We start from the raw sequence: 14,447 nt of genomic DNA on the forward strand, positions 1-14,447 counted from the left end.
TTGCCACCGCATATTGCGGGGTAACCGCTACTATCGGGGCTATGAGAGTCTTTTATTTTACAGATTGAGCGATATTAACAATCACTTTAATCGCTGCTTCCATATTTTCTAAAGGTACAAATTCATACGGACCATGGAAATTATGTCCACCCGCAAAAATGTTAGGACAAGGTAATCCCATATAAGATAGCTGTGCACCATCTGTCCCACCACGGATTGCTCTAATTTTCGGTTCTATACCAGCATCCTTCATTGCTTGCTCTGCAATGTCGATAATATGCATTTTCCCTTCGAATTGTTTTTTCATGTTAAGATACTGCGCTTTAATTTCTAAGTCTGCAGTATTCTCGCCGTATTTTGCATTGATAGCATCTACTTTTTCTTGCATCAATTGCTTTCTAGCCTCGAATTTTGCATCATCATGATCTCTGATAATATATTGCAATTTAGCATCAGAAACATCCCCTTTAAAGTCTGTCAAATGGAAAAACCCATCAAATCCTCTAGTTGTAGCTGGCGTTTCGTTAGCAGGAAGCGATTGTATAAATTCTGCTGCAACCAATCCTGCATTAAGCATTTTCCCGAAAGAATAACCAGGATGCACAGACAAGCCATGGATATTAATCACTGCGCCAGCTGCATTAAAGTTCTCATACTCCAACTCTCCTATTTCTCCACCATCCATGGTATAAGCCCATTCTGCACCAAATTTTTCTACATCAAATTTATGTGCGCCACGACCAATTTCTTCATCTGGGTTAAAACCGATAGAAATTCTACCATGTTTTATCTCTGGATGTGCTAATAAGAATTCTGCTGCCGTTACAATTTCTGCAACGCCCGCTTTATCGTCTGCACTTAGAAGTGTCGTACCATCTGTTGTGATAATGGTCTGACCGATATATTTTTTAAGATCTGTAAATTTTTCTGAAGATAGAGTAAATCCCGTCTCTTTGTTCAGCAATAGATTAGATCCATCGTAATTTTCCCAAATCTGAGGATTAACGCCAATACCATTAAAATCTGGCGTGCTATCATAATGTGCAATAAATCCAACTTGAGGAACCTTGGTATCTATATTGGACGGAATAAATCCAAAAACATAACCGTGCTCATTCATCGTAACATCTTCTAGACCTAAGGTCTGCAACTCTTGGAAAAGTAATTTTGCCATGTCCCATTGTTGTGGTGTGGACGGTGTAGTCTCACTTTCTGGGTCGCTGGTAGAATATATTTTGACATAAGTGATGAATCGGTTAAGAAGTTTTTCTCTCCATTCTTTGTTAAAATCTATTGTTGTCATCTTTTTTGGTATATTAGGGCAAAGTTATATATTTATGCAATTAATGACAAATGCTTTCTGGGCTTTTATTGGTCTATAGAAAACTTAAGTAACGCGAGCGAAGCGAGCGTTATAAACAGTCGAATTGTCTGCGTGAGCGATAGCAGTGAAAATCCTTTTGCAAGCTATGGATAAGCCAAGGGGCGAAAGATTGTAACGGATAGCGCGACCTGAAGTTGAGTCCTAAAACGAAACTGAAGGGCACGCCCAAATTAAATAAAACGTAAAAAGAAAAACATGTTTCTAACAGAATGTCCACGTGATGCCATGCAAGGTTGGGGAGAGATGATCCCAACGGATAAAAAAATAGATTACATTAATGCTCTAATGGAAGTGGGTTTTGATGTGTTAGATTGTGCAAGCTTTGTAAGTCCTAGGACGATCCCACAGATGGCAGATTCTGGAACGGTAGTAGATGAGATTGATAAGTCTCTGTCTAATACTAAAATCTCTGTAATTGTTGCTAATTATCGTGGTGCAGAGAAAGCACTGAAGCATGATAATGTGGATATTGTTGGGTTTCCTTTTTCTATATCAGAAACCTTCCAGCATCGTAATACTAATAAAAGTAGAGAAGATGCTTTTGAAGAAATTGTGAAAATGAATGCCTTAACAAAAGCAGAAAATAAACAACTTAACCTGTACTTCTCGATGGCTTTTGGGAATCCTTATGGCGAAAACTGGAAGTGGGAAGATGTAGATTTCTGGGCGCAAAGATTCTCTGAGGTTGGTATAGAAAATGTTTTACTTTCTGATACGACAGGTGTTGGAGATGTGGAGAAAATAAGTTTGCTTTTTAATAAAATCCCAGCTAAATATCCCAACATAAAATTTGGGGCGCACTTACATAACCGTTACGAGGATTCTTACAAAAAACTGAAAGCGGCTTATGACGAAGGCTGCAGAAGGTTTGATAGTGCGATAAAAGGTATTGGTGGATGTCCTATGGCAAAAGATGATCTAGTAGGAAATATGCCTACAGAACAGGTTTTCAATTTTATGTCATCCGAGAAAATTGATATTAGACAGAACCTACTCAATTTTGAAAGTGCTTATAACAGAGCCAAAGATATTTTTCATTTTTAAAGAGAATAAAAAAATAATTAATTATTAGTATTGATGAATTGGTTTTTTGAGTAACTTTAGTAAAACATTAAAAACCAAAAAACTATGACTTCAAAAACTACTTATTTAGGAGAGTACAAGATACATTCTGTTCACTTAGACTCAGGCAATGAGATGGACCTTGTAATCCCTGCTGATAATTATAACAAAAGAGAAAACTTCTCACCAACAGATCTCTTTGCAACATCTTTTGCACAAAGTATGTTTGCTAATATCGCCATACAAGGTGAGACTCGCGGTATTGACATTATTGGTGCAACTTGCGAGCTTAAGAAAACGATGTACTTTAATCCACGAAGAATTGGTGAAATCTTTGCTGTTGTAAAATTTCCAAAAAAATATACCGAAGAAGACCGCCTATTTATTGAAGAAACTGCAGCCAACTCTCCGGTATATCTTAGCCTTCATCCTGATATTAAAAAGATGGTTCTTTTTGAATATGCAGATTAAAAAACGGCTAATCTTAAAGCATTCCTAACTCGAATTTTGCTTCTTCGCTCATCATTTCCTTCGTCCAAGTCGGCTCGAAGGTTAGCTCTATTTTGGCAGATTTTACACCCTCTACACCACGTACTTTATCTTCTACCTCTACTGGCAAAGTCTCTGCCACAGGACAATTAGGAGATGTTAACGTCATAAGTACCATGACATCTCCTTCATCAGAAATCTGTACATCGTACACTAGCCCTAACTCATAAATATCAACCGGGATTTCTGGATCAAAAATAGTTTTAAGTTCTTTAATAATCTCTTCTCCAATATCCGCTATTTGGTCGTCTGTATAATTCATTTTTAATCAAATCTTTTAATAATATCTTCTTGACGCATCCGTCTGAAAACATTGCACAAAGTTAAGACATCTTTTTCACAATATTTAACTATTCTTAATAAGTCTTTATCTTGATAATAAACTGATGCAACTTGAGAGCCATCTATATCGTCCTTAGGTGTCGGTACATCAAATATATGAGCTAATAATTCTAATGATGCAAAAGATTTCCAATCCCCAAATTTCCATAACTCTAAGGTATCAAGATGTGGAATCTCCCAAGGCTTTTTCCCAAACATTTGAAAAATAACAGGTGGCTGAATGCCATTAATCAACAAGCGTCTTGCGATATACGGAAAGTCAAATTCTTTACCATTATGTGCACATAATATCACATCTCGTAATCTTGGGGTATTAAATATCTCACAGAACTCCAACAGTAAATCTTTCTCATTGTCTCCATAAAAGGATTTAATTTTAAGCTCGTTATTCTTTTCTAACATCCCAATAGAGATACAAATAATCTTTCCAAATTCTGCCATAATCCCGCCTCTGTCTACAAAAAACCCTTCTGCTGTCACATCATCTTTCCGTTGATTTTTGGTTTTCTTATCCCAAAGGTATTGCGTTTGTTCATCTAGATGAGACCAATCTTCGGCTTGCGGTACTGTTTCTATATCTAAAAAAAGAATTTTATTAATAGGAATATTCTGTATCATAGCAATGTGTTTTTAATTATAAAATAAAGATAAAAAAGAAACCCGACAAATTGCCGGGTTTCAATATTATAATTAACGATATGCTTAGAAAGGATATTCGTAAATTTCAGATTCATGAAGGTAAGGGTTACCTGTTGGTATTAACTTCAGCTTAGTTAATGCTGTCATCGTTACAAATACAAATAATCCCATAACAGCAGCAAAAGAACCAACTGTTAGTAATAATGTTGGCAAGTTATTCCAATAAGGTCCAACTGTACCTGGCATTACCATATTAAAATAATCTAACCAGTGTCCTAAAATTACAACAACAGCAATAGTTGTTACCATTTTGTAATTTCTCTTAATTCTACTACTTACTAATGCAAATAATGGAATTATGAAATTAAGAATTAACATTGGTAAGAATGTTGGAGAATAATATTCAAATCTTCCAAAGAAGTAATTAACCTCTTCTGGTACGTTAGCATACCAATATAGCATAAACTGACAGAACCAAAGGTAAGACCAAAGCATACTTGTTGCAAATAAAAACTTACCTAGATCATGCAAGTGGTTATCATTAAATTGAGGATAAACACCTTTTTTCTTTAAATAAACACTCACTAAGATAATCATAGCAACAGCAGTTGATAAACAGCTTACCATAGAATACCAAATGTACAATGTAGAATACCAGTGAGGATCAATAGACATTAACCAGTCCCAAGCCCAAGCAGCTGAAGCAAATCCAAAGAATGCGATATAACCAACACTCCAATTGTATAAGTTAGCATAAGCTTTTCTGTCTCCTTTTTTATCATCAACATTCTTAGATACTTTCTTAATTTTCCATACAAAGAAAGAAGCTCCAATTACGTAGATAAAAGTTCTTATGATATAGAAAGGAATATTAAGGAATAATTTCTTTTCGTATAAAATAACATCAAAGTTTACAGATTCTGGATCTGTCAAGCTACCATCCATCCAATGGAATAAATGTCCTGCATGAAAAGCATTTAACAAAACAATAATGATAAGAATAGCACCACCATATGGGATGAAAGAAGCAACAGCCTCCATTACTCTTGTCACAATTATAGACCAACCTGCATGAGCTGCATGTTGTATGCTATAGAAAAACAATGCTGCGCAACTTACTCCAAAAAGGAATACAGCTGCAATATGTAAAGCAGCCAATGGCTGATTATGAACTTGCATCGTTGCATGCTCTAGGTGAGCTGCATGATCTTGAGGTCCAACTAACTCACTAGAGTGAGAAGGAGTCTCATGGCCGCCAGAATGTACGGCTTCCATCCAATGGCTTATTGTTGTTTCGTCTAAACTTTTGTTGAGACCGAAACCAATACCAAATAACACTAATCCTACAACAATCAGTATAATGGAATATAATCTTAACTTAGGGGAAAAACTATACATGTTCTTACTATTTATTTTTTAGTGTTAGTATTATTTTCTGTTGAAGCTTTATCTTCTTTAGCTGGCTCTGCTGCTGTAGCTGGAGTAGCACCAGAAGCTTTAAAAGCATTCATAACATATAGAGCAACTCTCCAACGGTCTCCAGGATTTAATTGTCCTGCATAAGATCCCATGGCATTTCTACCGTTAGTCAATACATAATGTACAGATCCAATTGTAACCTCTCTATCTTTATAATTAGGAACACCAGAATAAGCACCGCTTTGTACAATTGGTCCTTGTCCATCTCCACCTACACCGTGACACGCTGCACATGTATGGTCAAATAATATTTTCCCTCTTTCTAAATCTTTTTGAAGATTTTCAGGTTTAAGAGGAGAAACAGTATTGGACTTGGATGCCTCATAACCTGCGTTATATTCGTCCATATTTTTAGGAGCTCCTTCTTCATCAATAACGCCATCTTTGTTTTGAGATACTGTTCCTGAAACAGGAATAAGACCCGTTGCACCATTATTGGCAACAAACAAAGGAATTTCGTTTTCATGTTTAGAATAAGCATCTTCTGCCTTCATCAATGGATCATAAGCCACCGGGAAGTACATATCTGGGAAATATACTAATGGTGGATTTTCTTTACTGCAAGAATTCAATAGAACAGTTGCTAATCCAAGGACTGCTGTAATTTTTAAAATATTCTTGTTCATCTTAAGCATCTTTAACAGTTATTTCTTCAACACCTGTATCAATTAAAACTTGTTTAACTGTTTCTACATCGTCTGTGATAAATTCCATTAAGAACTTATCATCTGTTGTTCTTGGGTCAGGATTCTGAGGTGCTGCACCTGGATACATTTTATTTCTAACTAAATAAGTTAGAGACATTAAGTGTGCTGCACAGAAAACCATCAACTCAAACATTGGTACTACAAATGCAGGCATGTTATGTCCCCAATCAAATGATGGCTTACCACCAATATTCTGAGGCCAATCATGATTCATCATATAGTACGTTGTTAATGCACCAATAGAAACTCCATAAAGAGCATAGAAGAAAGCGGCATCAGAAATTCTTGTTTTCTTAAGACCTAAAGCTTTATCTAGACCGTGTACTGGGAAGGGCGTATAAACTTCGTGAATTTTGATCCCTTTATCGTTGAAGGCTTTAACGCCGTGCATTAAATCATCGTCGTCGCCGTAAAGTCCGTATATAATTTTAGTGGTGCTCATCTCCTTCTTTTGCTTTATAAGTTTCACCTGAAATTTTCAAAATAGATTTCAATTCAGCCTGTGCGATTACAGGGAATGTTCTTGCATACAATAAGAACAATACTGAGAAGAATCCAAATGTACCTAGATATACACCAACATCAATAATAGTTGGCATAAACATGGTCCATGATGATGGTAAATAATCTCTTGACAAGTTGATTACAATAATGTCAAAACGCTCAAACCACATCCCTATGTTAATAATTAATGCAATAAAGAATGTTGCAAAAATATTAGTTCTTACTTTCTTGAACCAGAATGCCGCAGGCACTACAAGGTTACAGATAATCAATGCCCAGAAAGCCCACCAGTAAGGTCCAGTTGCTGCACCTGGAGAAAGATATACGAAATCTTCGAATCTTGATCCTGAATACCAAGCGATAAAATACTCACAACCATAAGCTACAGTTACCATACCACCTGTTAGAACAATTACAATGTTCATAATCTCAATATGATACATAGTAATATAATCTTCTAAGTGACATACTTTTCTTGCTACTAACAATAGTGTCTGTACCATTGCAAATCCTGAGAAGATTGCACCTGCTACGAAGTAAGGAGGATAGATCGTGGAGTGCCATCCTTTAATTACTGACGTTGCAAAGTCAAATGATACCGTCGTGTGTACCGAGAATACTAGTGGTGTAGCTAGACCTGCAAGAACTAAAGATAGTTCTTCGAATCTTTGCCAATGTTTTGCTTTACCACCCCATCCAAATGCAAGAATTGTATAAATCTTTTTGTTGAAAGGTGTTTTTGCTCTATCTCTAATCATTGCAAAGTCAGGAATAAGTCCCATAAACCAGAATACTACTGATACTGAGAAATATGTAGAAATTGCAAATACATCCCAAAGTAGAGGAGAGTTAAAGTTAGGCCAAAGAGACCCAAACTGGTTAGGCAAAGGGAAAACCCAATATCCTACCCATACTCTACCCATGTGGATTACTGGGAAAATAGCAGCCTGGCAAACTGCGAAGATCGTCATCGCTTCTGCAGAACGGTTAACAGACATTCTCCATCTTTGTCTAAATAATAATAGTACAGCAGAGATTAGTGTACCAGCGTGACCGATACCTACCCACCATACGAAGTTGGTAATATCCCAACCCCAGTTAATGGTTCTATTTAATCCCCATGCGCCTATCCCGGTACCAATTGTATAAGCTATACAACCAAATCCGTAGATGAAAAGTACTAATGCTGCGTATAGTGATGCCCACCATAATTTGCCTGCACGTTCCTCGATAGGTCTTGCAATATCTTCCGTAATATCGTGATAAGTCTTATGACCAATAATTAAAGGTTCCCTTATCGGAGCTTCGTAATGTCCTGACATTTTTTACCTATTTATTATTTAAACGTTGTTTTCTTTTCTATTTCTAACTTTAGTATGGTAGAATACGTTTGGCTTAGTACCAATCTCTTCTAGCAAAATATACTTTCTTTTGTCCGAGAATAATGTTCTCACCTCAGAGCTCTTATCATTCATATCACCAAATTTCATTGATCCAGTAGAACAAGCTTTAGAACAAGCCGTTTGGAATTCTCCATCAACAACTCTTCTACCATCTTTTTTAGCTTCAAGAATAACATTTTGAGTCATCTGGATACACATAGAACATTTTTCCATCACCCCTCTTGTTCTTACAACAACATCTGGGTTAAGAACCATTCTACCTAAATCGTTATTTTGATTAAAATCAAATTTATCATTAAGGTTATATGTAAACCAGTTGAAACGTCTTACTTTATAAGGACAGTTGTTAGCACAATATCTAGTACCAATACATCTGTTGTAAGCCATTTGGTTTTGACCTTGCTTACCATGTGATGTTGCCGCAACAGGACATACAGTCTCACAAGGCGCATGGTTACAGTGCTGACACATTACCGGTTGGAAAATCACATCTGGACTTTCACTTGGTTGGATAAGGATTTCGTACAAATTAGGTACATTCAATCCTCTATCTACAGCCTCTTTATTCTCGATTTTTTCTTTAGCAGAATAGTAACGGTCAATTCTTAACCAGAACATATCACGAGACATTCTGATTTCGTCTTTACCAACAACAGGAACGTTGTTCTCAGCTTGACAAGCAATAACACAAGCACCACAACCAGTACAAGAGTTAAGATCTACTGATAGGTTAAAGTGAGGACCATCTGTATCATCAAAAGCATCCCAAAGGTCAATCTTACCTATTGGAAGTTCTCCTCCAATGGTATGCATTGCTAATGGTTTGTTCCATTCTTCAACAGGTTTTCCGATGAAATCAGCCAAAGGAACTTCTTTAGCAATTTCATAACGACCCATTAAGGTATTCTGAAGCTGCATACCTGCAAATGGATGCTCTTCTCCAGTACTCTTTAATGTTACGTTAGAAACGACTGTATTGAATCCGTCAAATAATCCATAAGCATTAATACCTGTCTCTGCTACTTTACCAGAGTCTTTTTTACCATATCCTAAAGCTAGACCTACAGAACCTTCTGCCTGTCCTGGTTGAATAAACACAGGAACATTCTTTAATTCTTTACCATTAACTGTAAGGTCAACGATAGAACCATCCAACTGCATTCTTCCGTTAAGATCGTTTTCTAATTTGAAACGCTCTGCATCTTTTGGAGAAATTGTCAAATAGTTATCCCAAGACAATCTTGTAATTGGATCAGGTAATTCTTGTAACCAAGGGTTATTAGCCTGTGTACCATCTCCAATCGCTGTATTAAGATATAATTGTAATTCTAAATCTGATGCTCTAAAAGCACTCAATTCTGAAACTGCTTGAGATGCATTACCACCAGAATAAGATAGTGTTGATCCTACATTAGCAGCAATAAATCCATTATATAAAGCTTTGTTAAATGAAGTTCCACCTAATAGTGTCGCTGCATTAGCTTTAAGGTAAGGATAAAAATCATTAGCTGGACTCCCTTTTCCGTTAATCCAAACTAAAAGAGATTCTTCAATCTGTCTTGATTTGTAAACCTTCTGGATAGTAGGCTGCATTAAAGAGTAAGAACCTGTCTCAGGAGAAATATCTCCCCAAGATTCTAACCAGTGTGCAAAAGGAATAACCGCTTTAGAAGCTTTATATAATTCGTTTTTCTTATCTGTAATTGCTACGCTATAAGCTACTTTAGACAATGCAGTTTTGAAAGCTTCACCATTAGCATGAGAATAGATTGGGTTAACGTTATTGGTAATCAATACGCCAACTTGTCCAGCATTCATAGACGCTAATAACTCGTTATATTTTGCATTATCAAAATCTTTAAGCATGTTAGCTTTACCAGTGAAAGCTACAGAACCTAATTTTTGATTAATTAAATGTGCTAAAACATAAGCTGCTTTAGAACCATCACCGAAAACAACAGCTTTGTTGCCTTTAGCTAATAATTCTTTAGCGATCTCGTTAGCTGCTTTATCAGAAGAACTACCGCTTACTACAGCATTATATACTTCTACCAATAATTTATTAACAGCACTTGGTTTTAACTTAACTCTTGTATCAGCATTAGCTCCAGTTAATGACATGTTAGACTCCACTTGGATGTGTCTAAGCATATTAGCACCTGGTTTTCTAGCTTCTGCGTAAGAAGTTTCTAAACTTCCTGCGTTATAATCTGCTAAGAAATCTGCACGGAAAGAAACGACTAATTCTGTTTTAGAAAGATCATAAACAGGCAATGCTCTTTGTCCGAAAACTTCTACCGCTGCATCCAATGCTGCTGCATGAGGATATGCTTCGTAAGTCACTAACTCAGCTGAAGGATATTTGGCTTTAAATTCTCCAAATAACTTTTTGAAAGTTGGACTTGGTAAAGTGTGAGATAATACCACAATCTTTTTACCAGAAGCTTGAGCTTCAGTAAGTCCTTTGATTACAAAATCATCAACTTTATCAAAGTTTTCTTCTTCTGTACCATTAAGACTTGGTTTTTTCACTTTATCATTATCATAAAGAGACAAAACACTTGCCTGAGCTCTAGCATTAGTTTTACCTAAGCTACCTGCTGTTGGGTTAGGTTCGATTTTAATAGGACGACCTTCTCTAGTTTTTACTAAAACGCTAGCAAAGTCAAATCCATCGAAATATGAAGATGCGTAATAATTAGGAATTCCTGGGATAATATCGTGAGGTTTCACAACATAAGGAATCGTTTTAATAACCGGCGCCTCACAAGCTGCAAGTGTTACTGCCGCTGTAGAAAAACCTAAAAGCTTTAAGAAATCTCTTCTGGAAGTTCCAGAATTATTCATCTTATCAGCATCTCCTAAGAATTCATCTACCGGAATCTCGTTCTGAAACTCCTTTTGAGCCAACTTCGCATTAAGCGATTGGTCTTTTAGTTCGTGAATACTTCTGAATTGTATTTTATTTGAAGCCATTGATACTTCTAATTTTTGTTATTAATAATGACATTTACCACACTCTAGACCACCGATAGCATCTACAGTAATTTTAGCACCTTCTCCGTATTGTTTTTTCAACTTATCGTGTAGGTTTTTAAAATACTCTTGATTATATCCGTTAGTCATATCAACTTCTGTAGTACGGTGACAATCGATACACCATCCCATTGTAAAGTTGTTGGCCATCTGTACAACATTCATTGTATCGACTTTACCATGACACGCTTTACAAACTACATCAATCTGATTAGTAGGGTTTTTCTTATTGAAAGAAGAGATAATTGCTTTCTCACCAGCCACAACGTGTTGAGAGTGATTAAAGTAAACAAAGTCTGGCATGTTATGGATTCTCGTCCACTCAATTGGAGAGGTCTTACCTGTATATTGTCCTTTAGCAGGATCCCAACCAACAGATGCATAAATCTTCTGGATCTCTCCATCATAGAATGCTTTATCTTTTCCTGGCTCCATATATTTTCCGTTATATTCAGAAATAGTACGGTGACAGTTCATACAAACATTCATAGAAGGGATTTCGGACACCTTACCATATTTTGCACTAGAGTGACATAATTGACAGTCAATTTTGTTTTCTCCAGCGTGAATTTTGTGAGAGAAATGAATAGGTTGCTCAGGTTTATAGCCTTTATAAACACCAATCCACATTAAAGAATTCCATACACCATATAATGCAAAGACTGCTAATATTGCAATAAGCCCTTTACCTACAACTTGATATTTAGCATAAAGCTCTGAGAAAGATTGAATTCTTGTAGAGTCTAAATCTAATAAATCTGGTGTCTGTTGTAGCTTTACTAATTGTCTTAGTTTTAACAACAACCAAAACAATAGACCTGCAATAACAATAAATCCAGCAATAATAGCTTTAGAATTTAATTGATCCTGAGCTGAAGGACCAGCAGAAACTGCATCAGTCGCTACGGCTGCATCCGCTTTTGGCTCCTCTTTCGGTGGATCTGTCGTATAAGCCAAGATATCGTCTATATCCTGGTCAGAAAGATTTGGGAAAGCCAACATTTCAGTTTTGTTATACTCTTCAAAAATCTTGTTAGCGTATTTGTCTCCGGAAGCTCTAAGAGCTTTATTATCCTTGATCCACTTGTGTAACCAATCTGTATCAAGATTTTCCTCCTTTTTCAACTTCTCAACAATGCCACCAAGTTGTGGACCTATCACTTTTTTATCTAAAGCGTGACATGCCGTACAATTGGCTTTAAAAAGGTCTTGACCCTTCTTTGGGTCGCCTTGTGCATAAATCGAAGCGCTAGTTGACAACAATAATCCTAATGCTATCAGACTTTTTTTATAATGCTTTCTCCAACTAATCATTTAATTAATCTTGGGTTAGTAAAAAATATTGAGTTCTCATTCAATTCAGCAAAAATAAGACTTTAACATAAATTTAGGAGGACGATAACAATGCTTTTTCTCATTTACGAACAATTTGTAACCGTTCTAAATAAGATTGTTTGGCATTTTTCATTTTTATCTTAAATTTGCTAAAAATATACTAGATGAAAAATCTACTTAAAGCTTTATCGATATTTACTCTATTTATCTCCTATACAATTGATGCGCAATACGTTGTTAAAAAAGATACAATCTCTGGCACGCAAGTTAGCATTACAATGGATTCTCGAGTAGATCAGCTTTTATCTAAACAAGAAGATAATTGCAACAGAAACAATGTATCTAACACTAATATTGATACACCTAAGTCTACAACACCAAAAATCGTGGTGCCCAATAGAGAGTTAAGCAACGACGAAATATGTCGTAAAAACCCTAAAATAATGGGTTACAAAATACAAGTTGCTGTTGTAAAAAGTAATGAAGAAGCCTCAAAAATAGCATTAGAATTTAGACAAAGCTTCCCATCTCTTAAAGTTGAAAAAGATGCTTCTTTGCGTCCTAATTATAAAATATTGGCCGGAAGTTATTTTACAAAACAAAGTGCTTCTGCAGATCTAAACCGTGTAAAATCAATGTATGGTAACGCTGTAGCTGTACAATACAGAGTATTTTGTGTAGAAGCAAAATAAACTCACATCCGACGATAAATAAAAAAGACCGAATAATTTCGGTCTTTTTTTATGTGTAATAAACGTTTAGAAAATCTATAAACTCTTGTAATCTAAGATAATTATTAACTCCAAAATATACAATCAAGACCATTATAAGTGACAATAACCCGCTCAACATCTTTGGCGAATCTTTATAACTATAAAACAGCCATCCTAGCAACAACGGGTAAACAAAAACAAAGTGCCCACCATAAATATACGAGGTATGAAGACCGAATTTTAATATACAATGGATTAATATATCAAAACAAAAAGACCAGAATAAAATCTGAACTAATCTATTTTTAAAATTTCGAAAGAAGCTCCAAAGTATTAGAAAAACGATGATGCCTACAACAAGATAAGAACTCCAATTGCTAAAGACATCCATGAAAATCGCTTTATACTCAAAACCCTTGGCATTATGATAATCACGCACAACAAAGCTAGAAAACAACATATTTCCTCCGAAAAACCAAGAATAAATCATATCCCATAACGGCGTAACTTTGGGCTTAGAAAACTTCTCGTACTGTTCTCCTGTTTTATTGAAAAAATTCATGAAATTAAAATCCAATCTGTACAAAAACAACAACAAGAAGACAGCAACAGAAACGGCTACTTTAGAAATTTCAATTCCTATTTTTCTCCAATTCCAATACAGATTTTTTTGAAACAATTGCGGCAAGTAGACTTTAACAATATTAGTAATCGTCAATCCTCCAATACTAACACCAGCAAGCGTAATTGCAACAAAAGACAGTGCTTTGTTATTTTTAAATTGTTTTGCCACATAATAATTGAATAAACACAATAACAACAAGGTATAAGTGTAAGTTTCTGGCGTAAAAGACAGCAATATATTAGTCGTAAACAAAGAAAATAATCCTAATATAGAATAACTGATGATATTAGGAAGCTGAATAATGTTTTTTAAATATTTGAATATTTGAATCAAAGACAAACTAACTGTTAAAGATGAAAGCAATGCTAACACAATTCTAAATTGAGCATCTTTTTTACCATCTGAGATCCACAACGCAAAATCCTGAATCCAAGAAAAGAAATAATTAGATAACGGATGTCTCTCAAAACCGCCACCAGAAGTCACAATAGAACGGTTATCAAAGCTAAAATAAGCATCCCAAGGAATTCTCTCATCGTAAACAATTCTAAAGTTAACCGCCAAATAATATGCAAAACTTCCGTACGCACCGAGGAATATTAAAAATAAAATCAATTCTTGCCAAGTCGATGGAAAGATTAATTTCATGATTTCTTTAATTTTAAGTTT

At 35.6% G+C, this 14,447-nt stretch carries 13 protein-coding genes; 3 read left to right on the forward strand and 10 right to left on the reverse strand.

All coding sequences use genetic code 11. From position 1 onward, the window contains the following. Positions 1 to 52: 52 nt before the first annotated feature. Positions 53 to 1,303 carry a peptidase T gene (gene pepT, locus ACQQ6V_RS10335; RefSeq protein WP_448845441.1) on the reverse strand — a complete coding sequence of 417 codons (1,251 nt, stop codon included), beginning with the start codon at positions 1,301 to 1,303 and terminating at the stop codon, positions 53 to 55. A gap of 276 nt (positions 1,304 to 1,579) precedes the next feature. On the opposite strand from pepT, the gene ACQQ6V_RS10340 reads away from it, so the two are divergent. After that, a complete protein-coding gene (locus ACQQ6V_RS10340) occupies positions 1,580 to 2,428 on the forward strand; it encodes a hydroxymethylglutaryl-CoA lyase-like TIM-barrel protein (RefSeq protein ID WP_448845442.1) in 849 nt (282 codons plus the stop codon). 84 nt (positions 2,429 to 2,512) lie between these two features. Further along, positions 2,513 to 2,917, forward strand: coding sequence for an OsmC family protein (locus ACQQ6V_RS10345; protein WP_448845443.1), 405 nt, complete (start codon positions 2,513 to 2,515; stop codon positions 2,915 to 2,917). Positions 2,918 to 2,930: 13 nt separating this feature from the next. Here the strand turns inward: ACQQ6V_RS10345 and ACQQ6V_RS10350 are convergent, their stop codons facing one another. The 8 genes from ACQQ6V_RS10350 to ACQQ6V_RS10385 all read right to left on the reverse strand — a co-directional run bounded on the left by ACQQ6V_RS10350 (position 2,931) and on the right by ACQQ6V_RS10385 (position 12,419). Beyond that, on the reverse strand, positions 2,931 to 3,257 hold the full coding sequence (locus ACQQ6V_RS10350) for an SUF system Fe-S cluster assembly protein (protein ID WP_448845444.1): 327 nt from the start codon (positions 3,255 to 3,257) through the stop codon (positions 2,931 to 2,933). Between the two features lie 2 nt (positions 3,258 to 3,259). After that, on the reverse strand, positions 3,260 to 3,955 hold the full coding sequence (locus tag ACQQ6V_RS10355; RefSeq protein WP_448845445.1) for a ribonuclease H-like domain-containing protein: 696 nt from the start codon (positions 3,953 to 3,955) through the stop codon (positions 3,260 to 3,262). Between the two features lie 84 nt (positions 3,956 to 4,039). After that, positions 4,040 to 5,374 carry a quinol:cytochrome C oxidoreductase gene (locus tag ACQQ6V_RS10360; protein ID WP_448845446.1) on the reverse strand — a complete coding sequence of 445 codons (1,335 nt, stop codon included), beginning with the start codon at positions 5,372 to 5,374 and terminating at the stop codon, positions 4,040 to 4,042. A gap of 11 nt (positions 5,375 to 5,385) precedes the next feature. Next, complete coding sequence (locus ACQQ6V_RS10365; protein ID WP_448845447.1) at positions 5,386 to 6,090, reverse strand: c-type cytochrome; 705 nt, start codon at positions 6,088 to 6,090, stop codon at positions 5,386 to 5,388. Beyond that, on the reverse strand, positions 6,083 to 6,604 hold the full coding sequence (locus tag ACQQ6V_RS10370) for a DUF3341 domain-containing protein (protein ID WP_448845448.1): 522 nt from the start codon (positions 6,602 to 6,604) through the stop codon (positions 6,083 to 6,085). Before ACQQ6V_RS10370 ends, ACQQ6V_RS10365 begins: the two co-directional genes overlap by 8 nt. Beyond that, positions 6,591 to 7,988 (reverse strand): NrfD/PsrC family molybdoenzyme membrane anchor subunit, encoded by a 1,398-nt coding sequence (nrfD, locus tag ACQQ6V_RS10375; RefSeq protein ID WP_448845449.1) that lies wholly within the window; start codon positions 7,986 to 7,988, stop codon positions 6,591 to 6,593. Before nrfD ends, ACQQ6V_RS10370 begins: the two co-directional genes overlap by 14 nt. A gap of 18 nt (positions 7,989 to 8,006) precedes the next feature. Further along, positions 8,007 to 11,045 (reverse strand): TAT-variant-translocated molybdopterin oxidoreductase, encoded by a 3,039-nt coding sequence (locus ACQQ6V_RS10380; RefSeq protein ID WP_448845450.1) that lies wholly within the window; start codon positions 11,043 to 11,045, stop codon positions 8,007 to 8,009. A gap of 21 nt (positions 11,046 to 11,066) precedes the next feature. Continuing rightward, complete coding sequence (locus tag ACQQ6V_RS10385) at positions 11,067 to 12,419, reverse strand: c-type cytochrome (protein WP_448845451.1); 1,353 nt, start codon at positions 12,417 to 12,419, stop codon at positions 11,067 to 11,069. Positions 12,420 to 12,604: 185 nt separating this feature from the next. On the opposite strand from ACQQ6V_RS10385, the gene ACQQ6V_RS10390 reads away from it, so the two are divergent. Next, a complete protein-coding gene (locus tag ACQQ6V_RS10390) occupies positions 12,605 to 13,132 on the forward strand; it encodes an SPOR domain-containing protein (protein WP_448845452.1) in 528 nt (175 codons plus the stop codon). A gap of 49 nt (positions 13,133 to 13,181) precedes the next feature. Here ACQQ6V_RS10390 and ACQQ6V_RS10395 read toward each other — a convergent pair whose 3' ends face one another. Then, complete coding sequence (locus ACQQ6V_RS10395) at positions 13,182 to 14,426, reverse strand: DUF6080 domain-containing protein (RefSeq protein ID WP_528072280.1); 1,245 nt, start codon at positions 14,424 to 14,426, stop codon at positions 13,182 to 13,184. Positions 14,427 to 14,447: the final 21 nt, after the last annotated feature.

The sequence above is a fragment of the Chryseobacterium electrogenes genome, assembly GCF_053553015.1.

Bases quoted from the DNA above. Each gene is read 5' to 3' on its own strand.
- pepT (WP_448845441.1), bottom strand. From the start codon at position 1,303: ATGACAACAATAGATTTTAACAAAGAATGGAGAGAAAAACTTCTTAAC.
- ACQQ6V_RS10340 (WP_448845442.1), top strand. From the start codon at position 1,580: ATGTTTCTAACAGAATGTCCACGTGATGCCATGCAAGGTTGGGGAGAG.
- ACQQ6V_RS10345 (WP_448845443.1), top strand. From the start codon at position 2,513: ATGACTTCAAAAACTACTTATTTAGGAGAGTACAAGATACATTCTGTT.
- ACQQ6V_RS10350 (WP_448845444.1), bottom strand. From the start codon at position 3,257: ATGAATTATACAGACGACCAAATAGCGGATATTGGAGAAGAGATTATT.
- ACQQ6V_RS10355 (WP_448845445.1), bottom strand. From the start codon at position 3,955: ATGATACAGAATATTCCTATTAATAAAATTCTTTTTTTAGATATAGAA.
- ACQQ6V_RS10360 (WP_448845446.1), bottom strand. From the start codon at position 5,374: ATGTATAGTTTTTCCCCTAAGTTAAGATTATATTCCATTATACTGATT.
- ACQQ6V_RS10365 (WP_448845447.1), bottom strand. From the start codon at position 6,090: ATGCTTAAGATGAACAAGAATATTTTAAAAATTACAGCAGTCCTTGGA.
- ACQQ6V_RS10370 (WP_448845448.1), bottom strand. From the start codon at position 6,604: ATGAGCACCACTAAAATTATATACGGACTTTACGGCGACGACGATGAT.
- nrfD (WP_448845449.1), bottom strand. From the start codon at position 7,988: ATGTCAGGACATTACGAAGCTCCGATAAGGGAACCTTTAATTATTGGT.
- ACQQ6V_RS10380 (WP_448845450.1), bottom strand. From the start codon at position 11,045: ATGGCTTCAAATAAAATACAATTCAGAAGTATTCACGAACTAAAAGAC.
- ACQQ6V_RS10385 (WP_448845451.1), bottom strand. From the start codon at position 12,419: ATGATTAGTTGGAGAAAGCATTATAAAAAAAGTCTGATAGCATTAGGA.
- ACQQ6V_RS10390 (WP_448845452.1), top strand. From the start codon at position 12,605: ATGAAAAATCTACTTAAAGCTTTATCGATATTTACTCTATTTATCTCC.
- ACQQ6V_RS10395 (WP_528072280.1), bottom strand. From the start codon at position 14,426: ATGAAATTAATCTTTCCATCGACTTGGCAAGAATTGATTTTATTTTTA.